The organism is Phaeobacter sp. SYSU ZJ3003 (assembly GCF_041300735.1).
Taxonomy (GTDB): Bacteria; Pseudomonadota; Alphaproteobacteria; order Rhodobacterales; family Rhodobacteraceae; genus Phycobacter; species Phycobacter gallaeciensis_A.
The window spans coordinates 1-16666 of the sequence record NZ_PXNU01000052.1 but is presented as its reverse complement, the minus strand read 5'-3'; the positions used below and the strand labels follow the sequence as shown (position 1 = coordinate 16666).

The 16666-nt window shown below is 64.0% G+C and carries 12 protein-coding genes; 5 read left to right on the top strand and 7 right to left on the bottom strand.

Annotated elements, in window-relative coordinates; all coding sequences use genetic code 11:
• Position 1 precedes the first annotated feature (1 nt).
• Complete coding sequence (locus C6W91_RS17205; protein WP_370571190.1) at positions 2 to 898, bottom strand: hypothetical protein; 897 nt, start codon at positions 896 to 898, stop codon at positions 2 to 4.
• Between the two features lie 243 nt (positions 899 to 1141).
• Between C6W91_RS17205 and gmd the strand changes: the two genes are divergently transcribed.
• Genes gmd through C6W91_RS17185 form a run of 4 tightly spaced genes read left to right on the top strand, consistent with a single transcriptional unit; the run spans position 1142 to position 5864 of the window.
• Complete coding sequence (gene gmd / locus C6W91_RS17200) at positions 1142 to 2260, top strand: GDP-mannose 4,6-dehydratase (RefSeq protein ID WP_370571189.1); 1119 nt, start codon at positions 1142 to 1144, stop codon at positions 2258 to 2260.
• 4 nt (positions 2261 to 2264) lie between these two features.
• On the top strand, positions 2265 to 3200 hold the full coding sequence (locus C6W91_RS17195) for a GDP-L-fucose synthase family protein (protein WP_370571188.1): 936 nt from the start codon (positions 2265 to 2267) through the stop codon (positions 3198 to 3200).
• The gene (locus C6W91_RS17190; RefSeq protein ID WP_116560391.1) at positions 3197 to 4363 is read left to right on the top strand and encodes a DegT/DnrJ/EryC1/StrS aminotransferase family protein; all 1167 of its coding nucleotides are present in this window, start codon (positions 3197 to 3199) and stop codon (positions 4361 to 4363) included. The genes C6W91_RS17195 and C6W91_RS17190 overlap by 4 nt, the downstream gene beginning before the upstream one ends.
• Positions 4364 to 4412: 49 nt before the next feature.
• Entirely contained in the window at positions 4413 to 5864 is a 1452-nt protein-coding gene (locus tag C6W91_RS17185) for a mannose-1-phosphate guanylyltransferase/mannose-6-phosphate isomerase (protein WP_370571187.1), read from the top strand.
• Between the two features lie 34 nt (positions 5865 to 5898).
• Here C6W91_RS17185 and C6W91_RS17180 read toward each other — a convergent pair whose 3' ends face one another.
• Positions 5899 to 6960, bottom strand: coding sequence for a peptidase G2 autoproteolytic cleavage domain-containing protein (locus C6W91_RS17180; RefSeq protein WP_370571186.1), 1062 nt, complete (start codon positions 6958 to 6960; stop codon positions 5899 to 5901).
• Between the two features lie 241 nt (positions 6961 to 7201).
• On the opposite strand from C6W91_RS17180, the gene C6W91_RS17175 reads away from it, so the two are divergent.
• Positions 7202 to 9553, top strand: a complete 2352-nt coding sequence (locus C6W91_RS17175; protein ID WP_370571185.1) for a calcium-binding protein — start codon at positions 7202 to 7204, stop codon at positions 9551 to 9553.
• Between the two features lie 5 nt (positions 9554 to 9558).
• Here C6W91_RS17175 and C6W91_RS17170 read toward each other — a convergent pair whose 3' ends face one another.
• From C6W91_RS17170 to C6W91_RS17150, 5 genes are all read right to left on the bottom strand, one after another.
• A complete protein-coding gene (locus tag C6W91_RS17170) occupies positions 9559 to 11007 on the bottom strand; it encodes a M10 family metallopeptidase C-terminal domain-containing protein (protein WP_370571184.1) in 1449 nt (482 codons plus the stop codon).
• A 217-nt stretch (positions 11008 to 11224) separates the two neighbouring features.
• Positions 11225 to 12928 (bottom strand): calcium-binding protein, encoded by a 1704-nt coding sequence (locus C6W91_RS17165; RefSeq protein WP_370571183.1) that lies wholly within the window; start codon positions 12926 to 12928, stop codon positions 11225 to 11227.
• A 159-nt stretch (positions 12929 to 13087) separates the two neighbouring features.
• The gene (locus C6W91_RS17160; protein WP_370571182.1) at positions 13088 to 15310 is read right to left on the bottom strand and encodes a nidogen-like domain-containing protein; all 2223 of its coding nucleotides are present in this window, start codon (positions 15308 to 15310) and stop codon (positions 13088 to 13090) included.
• A gap of 13 nt (positions 15311 to 15323) precedes the next feature.
• Complete coding sequence (locus C6W91_RS17155) at positions 15324 to 15656, bottom strand: hypothetical protein (RefSeq protein WP_370571181.1); 333 nt, start codon at positions 15654 to 15656, stop codon at positions 15324 to 15326.
• 286 nt (positions 15657 to 15942) lie between these two features.
• The gene (locus C6W91_RS17150) at positions 15943 to 16572 is read right to left on the bottom strand and encodes a hypothetical protein (RefSeq protein WP_370571180.1); all 630 of its coding nucleotides are present in this window, start codon (positions 16570 to 16572) and stop codon (positions 15943 to 15945) included.
• Positions 16573 to 16666: the final 94 nt, after the last annotated feature.

Genomic DNA, 16666 nt, shown 5'->3' with positions numbered 1-16666 from the left:
GTCAGCTGGCGGCGCCTTTGGGGCGCCACAGGGTGACCCGGTCCTGTGTACTCTTTTCAAGCGCGCCGATCTCTTCCAGATCCAGAGCATAGGCCAGTTTGAGATCGCGCTGGCGGGCATCCTCCCAGGGTCGGAAGGCGGCGCTGCCGGGGGTGCGGGGATGCGCCTCAAGGCAGCGGACCACGTCCTGGCGGCTGACCGGACCCTGCCGGTGCAACTCATGCAAAGCGTCGATGGCACCTTGTGAAAATCCTTCACGCACCGGACCGGGCGCGGCGGGGAAATCCTGCGACGCAAGACCGGTGACCCAGGCCAGAAGATCGGCTTCGCGTCCTTTCAGATCCTCGGCCCGGTAGACGCAGATCTGCTCCTTGGGAAAGGCGGCGGCGAGCCGTTCGATCAGGTTGCTCCAGGAGAGGGCAGTCAGCGGTATGCGGTTGAAATCAGCAAAGGGCAGGAAAGGCATGGACTTCAGCACCTCGCAATAAAGCGAGGGCAGGTAGCTGTCGAAACTGCGGATGCCGAGCACGATACGGCTGGGACGGATCCCGGCGCGCCGGGCCAGTCGCAACGCCCGCTCGGCCCCGTCGGGGTAAAGCGCGTGGCGGCTCAGCACATCATGCACAAGGGCGGGGATGTTTTCATCGAAGATCAGGTAGCGCGGCGCCTTGGCGTCATCCCGGGGCAGGGGCGTGGGTGTGCCCACGCCGCCGTTCAGCACCGGATCGGTATAAAGGCTGCGAAAGGCCGCCAGCCCCACGTGCAGCAGACCGGCCCGCGCCAGGGCGGCCCGCGCGTGTGGCAGCAGGCTTTGCAGATAGGTGGTGCCGGTTTTATGCGCCCCCAGCCAGAGGATATCGCCTGCGGAGGAGGGATTGTTTTTATGGTCCTGTGGCATTTGTCATTGCTGGTGAAACTGAAATTGGGGCGCGTCTCCGCTATGAACATGAAGCCGTGCGCGGTCAATCGCTCTTTCCCCTGCGCCCGCGCCGACAGCTGTCGGCAGGCCGCATGAAAAAGCCATGTGATCAATGGCATCCTCTGTCATCATCGCCTAATATGCCGCCAATCCCCCAACGGGGGAAGGTATTGGAAATATTGCAGACAGATTCTGCCTGCACGGGTTTGGTAAGGACGACATATGAAAAAGGCGCTGATCACCGGGGTGACGGGGCAGGATGGCTCTTATCTGGCGGAGTTTTTGTTGGAGAAGGGCTATGAGGTGCATGGGATCAAACGCCGTGCCTCCTCCTTCAACACGCAGCGGGTGGATCATATCTTTGAGGATCCCCATACCGACAATGCCCGTTTCAAGCTGCATTACGGCGATCTCACCGACAGTTCCAACCTGACGCGGATCCTGTCCGAGGTGCAGCCTGACGAGGTCTATAACCTTGGCGCGCAGAGCCATGTCGCGGTCTCCTTCGAGGCGCCGGAATATACCGCCGATGTGGATGCCATGGGCACCCTGCGCCTTCTGGAGGCGATCCGGTTCCTGGGGCTGGAAAAGAAGACCCGGTTTTATCAGGCCTCGACTTCCGAACTCTATGGTCTGGTGCAGGAGGTGCCGCAGACCGAGACCACGCCCTTCCACCCGCGCAGCCCTTACGCGGTGGCCAAGATGTACGCCTATTGGATCACGGTGAACTACCGCGAAGCCTATGACATGTATGCCTGCAACGGCATCCTGTTCAATCACGAGAGCCCGCGCCGGGGCGAGACCTTCGTCACCCGCAAGATCACCCGCGGTCTGGCCAATATCGCGCAGGGCCTGGAAGACTGCCTTTACATGGGCAATATCGATGCGCTGCGCGACTGGGGCCATGCCAAGGACTACGTGCGCATGCAGTGGATGATGCTGCAGCAGGATGCGCCGGAAGATTTCGTCATTGCCACCGGCGTGCAGTATTCGGTGCGCCAGTTCATCACCTGGAGCGCCGCCGAGCTGGGCATCACCCTGGAGTTCACCGGGGAGGGCACCGATGAGGTTGCCACCGTGGCAGCCATCGAAGGCGACAAGGCCCCGGCGCTGAAGGTGGGCGATGTTATCCTGCGCATCGATCCGCGCTATTTCCGTCCGGCCGAGGTGGAAACCCTGCTGGGCGATCCGGCCAAGGCCAAGGCGAAACTGGGCTGGACGCCCGAGATCACCGTGCAGGAAATGTGCGCCGAAATGGTCCGTGAGGATCTGAAGGTGGCGCAGCGCTCCCGCGTGCTGATGGAGCACGGCTATGACACGCCGGTGGCGCGCGAGGACTGAGGGTATGAGTGCTAAACCACGTCTGTTCCTCACCGGCGGCGGCGGCATGGTGGGGCGCAATGTTCTGGATCACGCGGCAGCGGCCGGTTGGGAGATTCTGGCGCCGCGCAGCCGCGATCTGGACCTGACGGATGCGGGTGCCGTGGAGGCCTATCTGGAGGCGCATAAACCCGATCTGGTGATCCATGCGGCGGGTCGGGTCGGCGGCATTCAGGCCAATATGGCCAATCCGGTGGCCTTTCTCGATGAAAACCTCGCCATGGGGCGCAATGTCATCATGGGGGCGCGGGCCGCGGGTGTGACCCGGCTGATCAATCTTGCCTCCACCTGCATGTATCCGCGCGAAGGGGAAAACCCGCTGCGCGAGGAGAGCATCCTCACCGGCGCGCTGGAGCCCACCAACGAAGGCTATGCCCTGGCCAAGATCATGGCCATGCGCCTGTGCGATTACATCCGTCAGGAGGACCCCGGCGCGCTCTACAAGACGCTGATCCCCTGCAACCTTTATGGCGCCTACGACAAGTTCGACCCGAAACATTCGCATCTGCTGCCGGCCATCATCCACAAGGTGCATCAGGCCATGAAGACGGGGGAGGCCGCGGTCGAGATCTGGGGCGATGGCACCGCGCGGCGCGAATTCATGTTCGCCGCCGATCTGGCCGATGCCATCTGGAAGGCGGCAGAGGACCTTGAGACGCTCCCCGGTGCGATGAACATCGGCCTTGGCCACGATCATTCGATCAACGATTATTACGCCACCGTGGCCGATGTGATCGGCTGGCAGGGCTCCTTCACCCATGATCTGAGCAAACCCGTGGGCATGAAGCAGAAGCTCTGCTCGACCGAGCGCCAGACCGCCTGGGGCTGGCAGGCGCCGACCTCCTTGCGCGACGGGATCGCGCAGACCTATCGCTATTATCTGGAAAGCGGACACGCATGACCTTCACATACCCTCTTGCCACCTCCTCCTGGGATCAGGCGGAACAGGATGCGCTGCAGCGCGTGATCGCCTCGGACATGTTCTCGATGGGCCCCGAGGTACGCGCCTATGAAGAGCAGTTCGCCGCCCAGTTCGGCAGCAAGTTTGCCGTCATGGTCAACTCCGGCTCCTCGGCGAACCTGTTGATGACCGCGGCGCTCTGTTTCACCAAGAACCCGGATCTGAAGCTGGAACGCGGCGATGAAATCATCGTGCCGGCGGTCAGCTGGTCCACCACCTATTACCCCCTGGGCCAATATGGCCTCAGGATGAAATTCGTCGATATCGACCGCGAGACGCTGAATTACGATCTTGCGGCGCTGGAGGCGGCCATTACGGACAAGACCCGCGCCATCATGGTGGTGAACCTGCTGGGTAACCCCAATGATTTCGACGCCATCCAGGCGCTGATCGGGGACCGCAAGATCGTCATGATCGAGGACAATTGCGAATCCATGGGCGCCACCTATGGCGGCAAGGAAGCCGGCACCTTCGGCGTCATGGGCAGCTATTCGTCGTTCTTCTCGCACCATATCTCCACCATGGAAGGCGGCATGGTGGTCACCGATGACGAGGAACTCTACCACGTCATGCTGTCCCTGCGCGCCCATGGCTGGACCCGCAACCTGCCGAAATTCAACCATGTCACCGGTGAGAAATCCGACGATCCTTTTGAGGAAAGCTTCCGCTTCGTGCTGCCGGGCTACAACCTGCGCCCGCTGGAGATGTCCGGCGCGTTGGGGCAGGAGCAGCTGAAGAAACTGCCGGGCCTGATCGAAGGGCGCCGCGCCAATGGGGCGCTGGTGCAGGAAAAACTGGCGGATCATCCCAAGTTCATGATCCAGCGCGAGATCGGCAAATCGAGCTGGTTCGGGTTCTCGCTGGTGATCCGCGAAGAGGCGGGGCTGACACGCGCCGATCTGGTGAAGCAGCTGGCGGCCGCCGGGTTCGAATGCCGCCCCATCGTGGCCGGCAATTTCGCCAAGAACGAGGTGATGAAATATTTCGACTATGACATTCACGGGGCGCTGACCAATGCCGATTACATTGATGCAAACGGGCTGTTTGTCGGCAATCATCACTACCCTCTCCCCGAGGCGGTAGCGGCCCTGGCGGCGCTCTGATCCGCGGCGGCAGGCGCCCGGCAGGCAGGACAGCATAAAGGAACAGGCGATGAGCGCATCTTCAACGATCACTCCCATCTTGTTGTGCGGTGGCTCCGGTACCCGGCTCTGGCCCCTGTCCCGCAAAAGCTACCCCAAGCAATTCGTGCCATTGGTCGGTGAGGAAACCCTGTTTCAAGCCTCGGCCAAGCGGCTGTCGGGGACGGGGTATGCGGCGCCCATGGTGCTGACCAACGCCGATTTCCGCTTCATTGTTACCGAGCAACTGGCAGGTATCGGCATCGACCCCGGCGCCGTGCTGATCGAACCGGCGGGGCGCAATACCGCGCCCGCGGTGCTGGCGGCGGCGCTTTACCTGGAACAGAGCGACCCGGAGGGGCTGATGCTGGTGGCGCCTTCGGATCACGTGGTGCCCGATGCGCCCGCTTTCCGCGCCGCGGTCGCGGCCGGGCAGGCAGCCGCCGAGGCCGGTCAGATCGTCACCTTCGGCATCAAGCCGACCCATGCGGAAACCGGCTATGGCTATCTGGAACTGGATGGGGGGCCGGGCGATTTCACCCCCCGGGCCATCGGCCTGAAACGCTTCGTGGAAAAACCCGATGCCGCCCGCGCCGAAGAGATGCTCGCCTCGGGGCAGTTCCTGTGGAATGCTGGGATTTTCCTCTTCTCGGTGAAAACTATTCTTGCCGCCTTCCGCGCCCATGCGCCGGAGCTGCTGGCGCCGGTCACGGCATCGATTGCACAAGGGGCGCCAGACCTCGGATTCTTCCGGCTCGATCCTGCCGCCTGGGACGGTTGCCCGGATATCTCGATCGACTATGCGGTGATGGAGAAGGCCGACAATCTGACCGTGGTGCCCTTTGCCGCCGGCTGGTCGGACCTGGGCGGCTGGGATGCGGTCTGGCGCGAAAGCGCCCCGGATGACCGGGGGGTTGTCACCGCGGGGGCGGCCACCGCGATCGATTGCGACAACAGCCTCATTCGCTCCGAGGACGAAGGGCTTGAGGTGGTGGGGATCGGCCTTCGGGACGTGATCACCGTGGCGATGCCCGATGCGGTTCTGGTGGCCGATGCCTCCCGCGCGCAGGACGTGAAGCTGGCGGTGGCGGCGCTGAAGGCGAAATCCGCCAAACAGGCCACCGAATTCCCGATGGATCACCGCCCCTGGGGCTGGTTCGAAAGCCTGGCGGTGGGCGAACGGTTCCAGGTGAAGCGCATCCATGTGCATCCCGGCGCGGCGCTGTCATTGCAAAGCCACCACCACAGATCGGAACATTGGATCGTGGTCGAAGGCACCGCCAAGGTCACCGTCGATGATGAGGTGCGCCTCGTGACCGAGAACCAGTCGGTCTATATTCCGCTTGGCTCGGTTCACCGGATGGAGAACCCCGGCAAGGTGCCGATGGTGCTGATCGAAGTGCAGACCGGCAGCTACCTCGGCGAAGATGACATCATCCGCTACGAGGATGTCTATGCCCGCGGCCAGGGTGCAAAAGGGTAGGAGCCACGGGGTAAGGTGCCAAGGGGGAGGCTGCTCAGCGCAGCAACCATTCCTCAATGCTGTCTGACACCTGCCGCAGCCTGATCCAGCGCGCATCCGTGGGCTGGCCCCGGCGCAGGCGCAGCTTGCCAATGAGACCCACCATGGCCCATTCGGCCCGCTCGGCGCGCGGTACATAAGCGCGGGCGGGATCATAGGCGGGGTTCAGACGGCGGCTCTGCTGGCCATCCGCGTCCTCCTCCCACAGGGGGCTGCCCAGATCGTCGCGCAGGTATTTGCCGCGCCAGCCGCCGGTATCGCCGCCGCCCAGCACCGAAGGTGTGACCGAGACCACGCCGATGGGATCCTCGCCTGTCGCGGCCGGGCGGATCTTGCCGCCATCCAGCGCCACTGCCACCCCGCGCCGGTCCGCGCCCGAAGGATTGCCATCGGCCCATTCGAAATATTCCGCGTAATCGGCGCCGCCGCCGATAAGGGCGCCATCGGCCAGAACATCGCCGTTGCTGGTGATGCGCAGTGCTTCGGTCCAGCTGCTGCCGTCGCTTGAGACCTTGATCGAGAAATCGTCATCGCCCAGAAGGCCCATCTCGGCCCGTCCGCTCCAGCCTGACTGGAACAGCAGCGCACCGGTGTCGGAGGCAGCGGCCTTGTTGATCTTCAGCTGGTGCCCGGTGCCGTCGTGGGTCAGCAGCGTGGCCGGGGCAGCAACTGCCAGACGGTTGCTGGCATCGGCGCTGGTGTTGAGGCCCAGATGCGGCGGCTGGCGCCAGGCGCTACCATCCCAATGGCGCAGCTCTTCCTCGGCCAGACCCCAGGCGCGCCAGCCGGGTTGCGGCGCCAGGAACAGCCAGCCTTCACCCTGCCAGATGGCCAGACGGCCTGCTCGCCCAGCCCAGGCGCCGGTTGGCGTGGCCCCTAGCGCCCAGGTATCGCCCGGCGCGGGGTCGGCAGGCGGGGTTTCGGCGTCAAATGCGGCGACGCGCATCTGCACCAGCGCATCCAGCATCTGCAGCGCCTCGTTATGGGTCACGTGTTTCTGCGCCTGTGACGGCATCAGATAGGGCAGGGACAGGATCGGGGAGGTCTGTTCTGGCATGTGCTGGGCGGCTCCGGAGGCGAAAAGGGCAGAACACAGCCTGCCCCGGGAGGCGCCAAGGCAGCGCTAACCGGGCGGACGCGGCTCCGGCAACGCGGGCTAGTCCTGCCCAACCCCGATGATTGTCTTCAATATGTAAACAATATTCCCCTTTTTGCCCCATTCCGGATCCCAGTGCGGACATGGGGTTTGCTGATCTTCGCCGCCGTGATGAGTGCGGTCAGGTCGGAGATGCAGACTGATGGATATTGTGTTTGCGCAGCATTTCGAGACGGGAAACCCTCTGTTCGATCAGGATCTTCGCGATCTTGCGGTGCAGGAAACGGACAGCGGATCGGTGCTTTATGCGGTGAATGGCCGGGGCGGCGGGATGACCCTGTTCCGGCTGAATGACACGGGCGCTGCGCGCCCCGCCGGGGCAGAGGACAGCCGCTTGCACGGGCGGGTAACGGCCGAAACCGGAGAGGTGCTGCTGGCACAGATCGGTGATGAGACCCGGCTGCTGCTGCAGGACACGGGGCAAAGCGATCTGTTGTTTCACCGCCTTGGGGCCGGTGGTCAGGCGGGAGGCAGCCTTGGCGATCAGCAGCAGCAGGATCTACCCGGCACCGAAGCGGGCGGGCTCGGGGCGCTGGCGGCGCTGACGCTGGGAGGCGGCGATGCGGTGATCTACGGCATCACCGGCGCCGGCGGGCGCCTCATGGGCTGGCGGCTGGACGCAGGGGGCCGGATGCAGGGCGCGGTTGCCACGGAGGGGGGCGAGACCGCTTATCTGCAGCCGGAGACGGTGGCGATGGCCCTTGGGGGGCGGGCCGGGGCACCGCTGTTGTTTCTGGCCGAAGGCGGCACCTTTCAGGGGCTGCGCAGCTACCGGGTTGATCCGGGCTCCGGCGCGCTGACCGCAGCGGGCAGTTTCGGCGTCGACGACGGCCTGCCGGTGGGCGGCGTCAGCGCAGTTGCGAGTTTTGAGGCGCATGGCCGGACCTGGGCCTTGCTCGGGGCGGGCGGCAGCGGCTCGCTCAGCCTGATGTCGGTGGCGCGCAATGGCGCGCTGTCGCTCTCTGATCAGCTGAACGACACCGCCACCACCCGGTTCGGCGGGCTGTCGGCGCTGGAGGTGGTGACATTGGCGGATGGCACCGTTCTGGTGCTGGCTGCGGGCAGCGATGACGGCATCAGCTTGCTGCGGATGCTGCCCTCGGGGCAGTTGCTGCATCTGACCAGCCTGGCCCACGACAGCGGCTTGGGGCTGGAGAATGTGACGGCGCTGGAAACCCTGGTGACGGGCGAGACGCTGCAGATCTTTGCGGCTTCGGGGGCGGCGGGCGGTATCAGCCGCTTTACCCTCGACCTGGCGGATCTGGGGCAGGTGATCACCGCCGGGGCAGGGCAGGCCGCGGTGGCAGGAGGTGCGGGCGATGATGTGCTGCGGGCGCAAGCGACGGGCAGCACCCTGCGGGGCGGCGATGGCGCCGATGTCTTCCTGCCTGAGGCGGTATCCGGCTGGGTGCAGATCGAGGATTTCACCCCGGGTGAGGATATGCTGGATCTCTCCCTGCTGGCGGGGCTGCGCAGCATGGCGCAGCTGCAGGTGACAGAGCTGCGCGACGGGATCCGCCTGAAATTCGGCGATACGGTGGTGGTGGTGCAAAGCGCCGAGGGCGGCGCGCTGGACCTTGCCGATCTGTGGCCGGGCGGGCTTTTCAGCCAGCCCGACCGGGTGGCTCTGGGGGTGACGCTGGCGGATGGCATTCAATACGGCGGCGGCGGCAAGGATAAGCTGGGCGGCGGCAGCGGCGAGGATACGGTGCAGGGTCTGGGCGGTGATGATCTGCTGCTGGGGCGGGGCGGCAATGACCGGCTGATGGGCGGTGATGGCGCCGATGTGTTGCGTGGCCATGGCGGCGCCGACCATCTGGAAGGAGATCGGGGCGCTGACCGGCTGCTGGGCGGGGCGGGCAACGATATGCTTTATGGCGGTCTCGGCGCCGATGTTCTGAAGGGGCAGAAGGGCAATGATCGCCTGTTCGGAGGGCAGGAGGATGATCTGCTGAAAGCGGGCGGCGGCACCGACCGCCTGCACGGTGGCGATGGCGCGGATGTGCTGAAGGGCGGCGGCGGGCGCGACCGGCTCTGGGGCGAGGATGGCACCGACAGGCTGTTTGGTCAGGGTGGCAATGACCGGCTCTTTGGCGGCGCGGCGGGGGACCGCTTGTCCGGCGGTGGTGGCAAGGATTTGCTGGATGGCGGAGGCGAAGACGACCGTCTGATGGGTGGCGGTGGGCGTGACCGGCTGTTGGGCGGTGCAGGCGATGATCAGCTCGACGGTGGCAAGGGCCGCGACCGGCTGGAAGGCGGCGCCGGGGCGGATGTCTTCGTTTTTGCCCGCAACCACGGGAGAGACCGGATCCGGGATTTCACCCCGGGTGAGGATCTCATCGATTTTTCAGACCTCCCGGGCCGGGGTTTTGGCTTTGACGATCTGGAGCTCAGCCGCCGCCCGGCGGGCACATTAATCGATACCGGGGCGGGGCATCTGCTGCTGGAGGATCTGCGCCCGGGGCAGATCGATGCCGATGATTTCCTGTTCTGAGGGGATCAGAACAGGAAGTCTTCTGCGCTGAGCACGCCGATCTCCTGGTGCCGCAGGATCAGGATGTCGCCGGTGTCATCCTCGATCACCACATGGCCGTTGCGGGCGCGCATGTGATTGTCGCTGAGGTCCTGGAAATCCGTGATGCCGGTGGCTGTGGTCAGATCAATCCTGTCCTCGTCGGCGGTGAAATCCCGGACCCGGTCCACTCCGGCGGAAAAGACAAAGACATCGGTGCCCCTGCCACCGGTCAGGACATCACGTCCCGTGCCGCCGTCGAGCAGATCATCGCCTGCACCGCCCAGCAGACGGTCGCGCCCGGTGCCGCCGTCGAGCTGATCGTTGCCGCTGCGGCCCAAAAGCCGGTCACGTCCGCCCTGACCCAGCAAGCTGTTATCCGCGCCATTGCCGCGCAGGCGGTCGTGCCCGGAGCCGCCCCAGGCGTCTTCGATGAAGTTGATCACCGCGCCGTCCTGACGGACGGCAGAGGCCACGGCGATATTGTTGTCGATCTCGCCGATCGAGGAATAGGTCCCGGGGCGCAGGTTGATGCGGCTGTTGGTGCTCAGGCCTGAGGCATCGATCAGATCCTGCCCGCCGGCATCCCAGATGGTCAGGATCACATCGCGGTAGCGGCCATCCTCACCCTGTACCTGCATGCCGCGCGTGTTGTCGGCATTGGTTGCGTATTGATATTCCAGCGCGCCGCGATTGCCGCCGCCATCGCCGAAATAGACGGTATCGCCGCTGCGGGTGCTGGTATTGGTGCCGTAAAGCTCTTGCATGGCCCCGATGTCCCAGAGCATCGGCGTCAGCGGAAAGGCCTGTTTCTGCGCACCGTCACCGCGTTCCTCCGGATGGGCGGCATAGGACATCACCGTATATTGGTTGCTGGTCCTTGGATTGTTGGGGTTTTCGTTCGGATGATGGAGGCCCAGGGCATGGCCGAGCTCGTGCAGGTAGGTGTTCCAGCTGGTGTGACCATAGACCGGCCCGCCCTCGTCACCGGCGCCCGCGAGGAACTGATCGCGGTTGTTGCGGTTGATCCAGACATCGCCTGCGCGCGATGGGGTGCTGCCCAGATCCTCCGCATCGGGAAAATCCGAGACAAAGCCGAAGAGGTAGCGGTCGCGGAATTCGGTGCTGGCAAAGGTGACGTCCCCGACCCCTTCGCCCGGGATCACACCAGGCTGCAGGTTGACGCCCGAGACCTCGTTCCAGGCGGCGACTGCCTGCAGGGCCATCGCCTGTTCGCTTGCGGTCATGGAAAAATCGTTGTCGAAAGAGACCCGGCCGCCGCCGACCCGCCAGGCGTCCTTTATGCCGTCTCCATCGGTGTCGACAGCCCGGTTATAGCCCGGCATGTCCGCGTCGAGGAAGGAATAGCGCACGCTGCCGCTGCCGTCATGCCAGCTGTCACCGAGGATGGACTGATAGCTGTTCCTGCGGGCCATGGGCGATCCTGTCTTTCAAATATGGCGGGGATCCGGGATGGATCTGGTAAATCTCTTTAAGCCGCTTTGCCTGCGAGCAGGTTAAGGCCGGGCCGCTGATCCTGGGGAAATGGCGGGGGCGTAAAACGCTCGGGCAGGGGGCTGAAAAGGGGGAGAAGGTTGAGAAGGGGAACCTCCCCCGGCGCCTGAAACCGGGGCCGGGGAAGGCCGTCTGCGATCAGAACAGGAAGTCGTCCGCGCTCAGATCGCTGATATCGCGGTTCACCAGGATCATGCTGTCGCCGTTATCGTCGGTGATCACCACATTGCCGCGCGCTTCGCTCAGGTGGTTGTTGCGCAGATCGGTGAAGCCCCTGATGCCGTCGGCGCTGCTGAGATCGATCTCGTCTGCGCCGCCAAAGCCTTTGACCTTGTCGCGGCCTTCGGAGAAGACGAAGGTATCGCCGCCCTTCTGGCCGATCAGCAGGTCGTTGCCGGCGCCGCCATCCAGGGTGTCGCGACCGCCGCCGCCCAGCAGCTTGTCGCGGCCGCCCTCGCCATTGAGGATGTCATTGCCGCCCTTGCCCTTGATGGTGTCATTGCCGCCGCGGCCGTCAAAGCGGTTGCTGCCACGGTTGCCCAGCAGGGTGTCATCGCCCTCAAGGGAGCCGCGCACGTGTTCGATGCCGCGGATGCTGTGGCTGAAGGCCTCGTCACGCCAGGTGCCGGTGGCCTCACCCCGGCCAAGGTTCACCTCGACGGCATCGACGCCCGAGCGGTCATAGCGCAGCCGGTCATCGCCGCCCTTGCCGTTCACCGTGTCATCGCCGGCCATCAGGATGAAGGTTTCGTCCTGGCCCGATCCGGTCACCTTGTCATCATACATGCCGGTGCGGATTTCGGTGACATGCCCTTGCCCGACGATCCGGTCGGCACCGCCCATCCCATCGTCATTGATACGGCCGCGGCCGAGGTTGGCCACCACGCCGCTTTCGGCATTGCGGTAGTCCAGCCGCAATGCGCCAGTGCTTTCGCCGATGGCGAAACGGTCATTGCCAGCGCCACCGCGCAGCTGAGTCCATCCTTCATCCGCGACTGTGACACGGAAGACATCGTTGAAGGCGGTTCCATAAAGCCCGAACCCATCCGCAAGCATCGGGTTGGCAACATCCACGATCCGGGTGCGACCATTGTCGCCCTTGTCGATCAGCCCGGTATTGGCATTGCCGTCGATTGTGGCAATGATCCTTTCGTCGAGGTCGAGATGACCGATGCCGGCATATCCGAACTCAATGTCCGACAGTATCACCCGATCCCGACCGCTCCCGGGCTCGATATAATCATCCCAGGTGTTGTCGAGCGGGTTGATGGTGTCGTTGCCGGGGCCACCGATCAGGACATCATCGCCATCGCCGCCGATGATCAGGTCATTTTCGGTCGAAGAGTCAAAGAAGCTGGTCAGCGGGATGTTCTGGTTCGGGGCAAAGGTGCCGGTGGCCGGGCCGATTGACTGGAGGCTGCTTTCAAAGGCATTCCACTGGGCGCGGGTGGTGATGCTGGGCAGGGGATCGCCCCCCAGCACGAAGATCGCATCGGCGTCCACATCGCTGTAGCCATCGACCTCGGCTTCGAAAAAGGTCATCACCAGTACCGTGGTGGTGCGGATGGTGCCGCCATCGCTCCAGCGGGCCTGCAGCACCGAGGCCTCGTCCTCGTCCAGCACGCTGCCCTCGATGTACCCGATGCCGCCATCGGCCCGGATATCCGCCAGCGGCTGGTTCGGGTCTTCGGAATTGGCGGTATTGGTATAGCGCAGCGTCGTGGTGCTGTCGGGCACATAGAGGGACAGGTCAATTCCTGTTTCAACGCCGCGGATCACGTCTTCTTCACCCAGGATACTGCTGCGCAGCACGGCAAAGCCGGTCATGCTGTATGTGGTCATGGAGGAGGGTCCTTACTACTGGTCACACAGGCCGCTGCCCCAGACTACCGGCAGCAAACGTACCGGTGGATTTTAACGATTTTCAGACTCAGAAGAACAGAAAACAGGCCCGGGATCGTAAAAAAACCCGGGCCCTGATGCGCCTGAAATAAAATACAATCAGAACAGGAAATCACCTGCGCTGAGCTCGCTCATAGTGAGACCTTCGAGCAGCATCGAATTTCCGGTCAAATCGCGGATCATCACCCCTTCGGCTTCGTCGCTGGCGTGGTTGGTCATCACATCGCTGAAGTCGGTGAAGGCAGCAACACCGGAGAGATCGATCACCTCGCCGCTGCGGCTGGTGTCGAAATCGCGCACCCGGTCATCGCCGTCGCTGAAGACGAAGGTATCGCCGCCGCCACCGCCGATCAGCAGGTCATTGCCGTCGCCGCCGTCCAGGAGATCGCTGCCATTACGACCTTTCAGCGTATCCCGGCCCGCGTCGCCGAACAGATCATCGCCGCCGCCGCCGCCGTTCATCTTGTCCTTGCCGCGCCCGCCCTGCATCAGGTCGCCGCCGCCATTGCCGAACAGCCGGTCGTTGCCACCTTCGCCCGCGATATCGTCGCTGCCGCGGCCACCGCGGATCACGTCGCGGGCGCCGCCGCCGCGCAGCTCATTGTCGGCATTGTTGCCGATGATCCGGTCCTTGGCGCTGCCGCCCCAGGCATCCTCGATGAAATTGATCACCGCGCCATCCTGGCGCACCGCAGCGGCGACGGCGATATTGTCGGTCTCCTCGCCGATGGTGGAATAGGCGCCGGGGCGCAGGTCGATCAGGCTGCGGGTCGACAGATCCGAGGCATCGATCAGATCCTGCCCGCCGGCATCCCAGATGGTCAGGTAGACATCGCGGTAGGTACCATCCTCGCCTTTGACCTGCATGCCCAGATCATTGTCGGCATTGGTGGCGTATTGATATTCTGCGGTGCCATGGGTGCCGCCACCATCGCCGAAATAGACCGTATCGCTGGCGCGGGTGGTGGTATTGGCGCCGTAAAGCTCCTGCATGGCCTGGATATCCCAGACCATCGGCGTCAGGGAATAGGCCTGATCGCTCAGGTCTTCACCGGATTCCGAGGGATGCTCCACATAGGACATCACCGTGTACTGGGCATTGGTGCTGTCGTCATTGGGGGCTTCGTTGGGGTGGCGCAGGCCCAGGGCATGGCCCAGTTCGTGCAGGTAGGTGTTCCAGCTGGTGTGGCCATAGACCGGGCCGGTGCCCGGGATGAACTGGTCTTCATTGGCGCTGTTGATCCACAGATCGCCAGCCTTGGACGGGCGGTCGCCCAAGTGGTCGGGATTGGGGAAATCGGCGACATAGCCGAACAGGTCGGGATCCTCGAATTCGGTGGCAGCAAAGGTGATGTCGCCGACGATTGCACCGTTGCGGACCTCAAACACCCAAAGCCCTTCGACGCCGGTATTGCCGGTGGTGTTTTCCAGATTGGTGATGGCGCTTTCGTTGCCCGATTGCGGTAGTTCGAAGAAATCGGCGCTATTGCCGGCCGAATAGCCGGCCCGGGCCGGGGTGCCGCCCAGACCGGTTTCTTCATCGCCGCCCGAGGCGGTGCCGGCCGACCAGTTGATATCCTCATAACGGAAAACGATGTCGAAATCGCCTTCGCCGCGGTCATAAAGCTGCATCTGGAAGGAATTGCTGGGCTCGGCGTGCTGATCGTAGAAGCCGACATCCTCCCAGGTGATGGTGACGACATCGGCCTCGGCATCCACATCGACATAGATGGGTTGCCCGGCGCGGGTGTCCACATCGGCCCAGAAGGCGGCGATCATCGGGGTGGAGCCGGCCGAGATCCCGCTTGGGGTATATTGGGACAGGCCGGAACCGAAGGTGATATTGCCATTGGTGTTCACGTAGATCTGGCTGGCATCATATTCTTCGCCAAAGAAATTCAGCCCCTCCTCGAAGACCGCCGACATGTCCACCAGGGAGGAGCCGTCGTCATTGACGGGCAGGGCGCTGCCGCCTGCCGCGACCAGGGTGCCATTGCCGGTGACCGGGGTGCCGAATGTGCTGTCGGTGCCGCCGCGGGCGATGGTGCCGGGCTGCAGGTTGACGTTGGCCACCTCGTTCCAGGCGCTGATCGCGGCCGAGGTCATCGCCCGCTGTTCCACCGTCATCGACACATCATTGGTGAAGGGCACGATCTCCCCGCTGATGTTCCAGGCGTCCTTGGTGCCGTCGCCATCGGTATCCAGCTTGCGATAGTAGCGCGGCATTTCGGTGCCGATAAAGGAATAGGTGATGACGCCGCTGCCATCGTGCCAGGCTTCGGTGTCACTCACCAGAAGGGATCGGTAATCGTTAAAAGCCATCGCAGGGGTCCTTTCAGTCGGATGTGGAAGCAGTCGGCAGGATGGAAAGAAGATCGTTGCCGATGCAGCAGCGGAAATAACGCGGAGATTTGAAGGCGCCGATGGCGGCCTCGGCAACGGGGCGGGGCAGGGGCTGGCCTGCGGCGCAGTGGAAGAACAAGGGACGGATGGCCGCGACCGCCGGGGCAGAGCTGCGGCAGGAGACCTTGGCCTTGCAGATCACCGCAGCCTGGGTCTGGAGCAGGCGACAGCCACCTCCGGGTGCGGGGGGACCGGCCGGAGCGGCGGTCGCAAGAACAAGCAGAGACAGCGCCGCTGCGGTTCTGGCTGCGTGCAAAGATACCATGCTCCCGGTGCCCCCGTTGCTGTTTTCCTGAATGGTCCGCCTCGCGCGCATCACCCCCACGCGCGATCCAGCCCCTTCTAATCGCGAACCACATTGAGGGTGGCATGGTTCGCAGGGGGCGTTCTTGATTTTAATCAAGGACCGTAACGTTCCGGGCATAGGGTGCCGGAACGTCATGCCGTTCATGTGAAGGCCGAAGCAGGGTTGCGGCGGATGGCCCCGTGTATCGTGCCGACACGGAGGGCAGCAGGATCGGTCGGAGCCTCTCAGGGCAAGTCCCTGCGCCTCAGGCCGCGGCCAGGCGGCGGCGGTATTCGCTGATCTGCCGCGCGGTGGTTGCGTTGCGCTGCTCTGGCGTCTGGCCTTGGTACCAATCCGCGGTCCAGGCTGTCATGTCACCGGCGTCAAGCATCGGCTGCCAGCCCAAGAGCTGCCGCGCGGCGCTGCAATCCAGTTTGAGAAGGTTCGCCTCATGCAGGCTGTTGTCCGGCTGGCTGCTCCACTGGAATTCCGGCCCAAGGGTTTCGGCGAAACCGGAAATCATCGCCTCGACAGAAAGCGTCATGTGATCGGCCGGGCCGAAATTCCAGCCCTGAGCGCAGCGCCCGGGGTCGGAGATCCCCATTTCGGCAAGGCGCAGATAGCCCGCCAGCGGATCCAGCACATGCTGCCAGGGGCGCAGGGCGCCGGGGTGGCGCAGGTGCAGAGGGTTACCACTGGCAAAGGCTCGCATGGCATCCGGCACGATCCGGTCCGGGCTCCAGTCGCCGCCGCCGATCACATTGCCGGCCCGCCCCGAGGAGAGCGCCACGCCATGCTCTGCCAGTCGGTCCGGCGGGAAATAGGAATTGCGGTAGGAGGCGGTGACCAGTTCGGTGCAGCCCTTGCTGCTGGAATAGGGGTCATGGCCGCCCATGGCATCGGTTTCCCGGTAGCCCCAGATCTCCCAACTTCAACAGCTAAGCGCGTAAGCGACTGATATTGTTGGAGCGGGATGCCCGCTTTTGCCA

Excerpts from the sequence above, each read along its gene's own strand:
- C6W91_RS17205 (WP_370571190.1), bottom strand. The coding sequence starts at position 898 with ATGCCACAGGACCATAAAAACAATCCCTCCTCCGCAGGCGATATCCTC.
- gmd (WP_370571189.1), top strand. The coding sequence starts at position 1,142 with ATGAAAAAGGCGCTGATCACCGGGGTGACGGGGCAGGATGGCTCTTAT.
- C6W91_RS17195 (WP_370571188.1), top strand. The coding sequence starts at position 2,265 with ATGAGTGCTAAACCACGTCTGTTCCTCACCGGCGGCGGCGGCATGGTG.
- C6W91_RS17190 (WP_116560391.1), top strand. The coding sequence starts at position 3,197 with ATGACCTTCACATACCCTCTTGCCACCTCCTCCTGGGATCAGGCGGAA.
- C6W91_RS17185 (WP_370571187.1), top strand. The coding sequence starts at position 4,413 with ATGAGCGCATCTTCAACGATCACTCCCATCTTGTTGTGCGGTGGCTCC.
- C6W91_RS17180 (WP_370571186.1), bottom strand. The coding sequence starts at position 6,960 with ATGCCAGAACAGACCTCCCCGATCCTGTCCCTGCCCTATCTGATGCCG.
- C6W91_RS17175 (WP_370571185.1), top strand. The coding sequence starts at position 7,202 with ATGGATATTGTGTTTGCGCAGCATTTCGAGACGGGAAACCCTCTGTTC.
- C6W91_RS17170 (WP_370571184.1), bottom strand. The coding sequence starts at position 11,007 with ATGGCCCGCAGGAACAGCTATCAGTCCATCCTCGGTGACAGCTGGCAT.
- C6W91_RS17165 (WP_370571183.1), bottom strand. The coding sequence starts at position 12,928 with ATGACCACATACAGCATGACCGGCTTTGCCGTGCTGCGCAGCAGTATC.
- C6W91_RS17160 (WP_370571182.1), bottom strand. The coding sequence starts at position 15,310 with ATGGCTTTTAACGATTACCGATCCCTTCTGGTGAGTGACACCGAAGCC.
- C6W91_RS17155 (WP_370571181.1), bottom strand. The coding sequence starts at position 15,656 with ATGGTATCTTTGCACGCAGCCAGAACCGCAGCGGCGCTGTCTCTGCTT.
- C6W91_RS17150 (WP_370571180.1), bottom strand. The coding sequence starts at position 16,572 with ATGGGCGGCCATGACCCCTATTCCAGCAGCAAGGGCTGCACCGAACTG.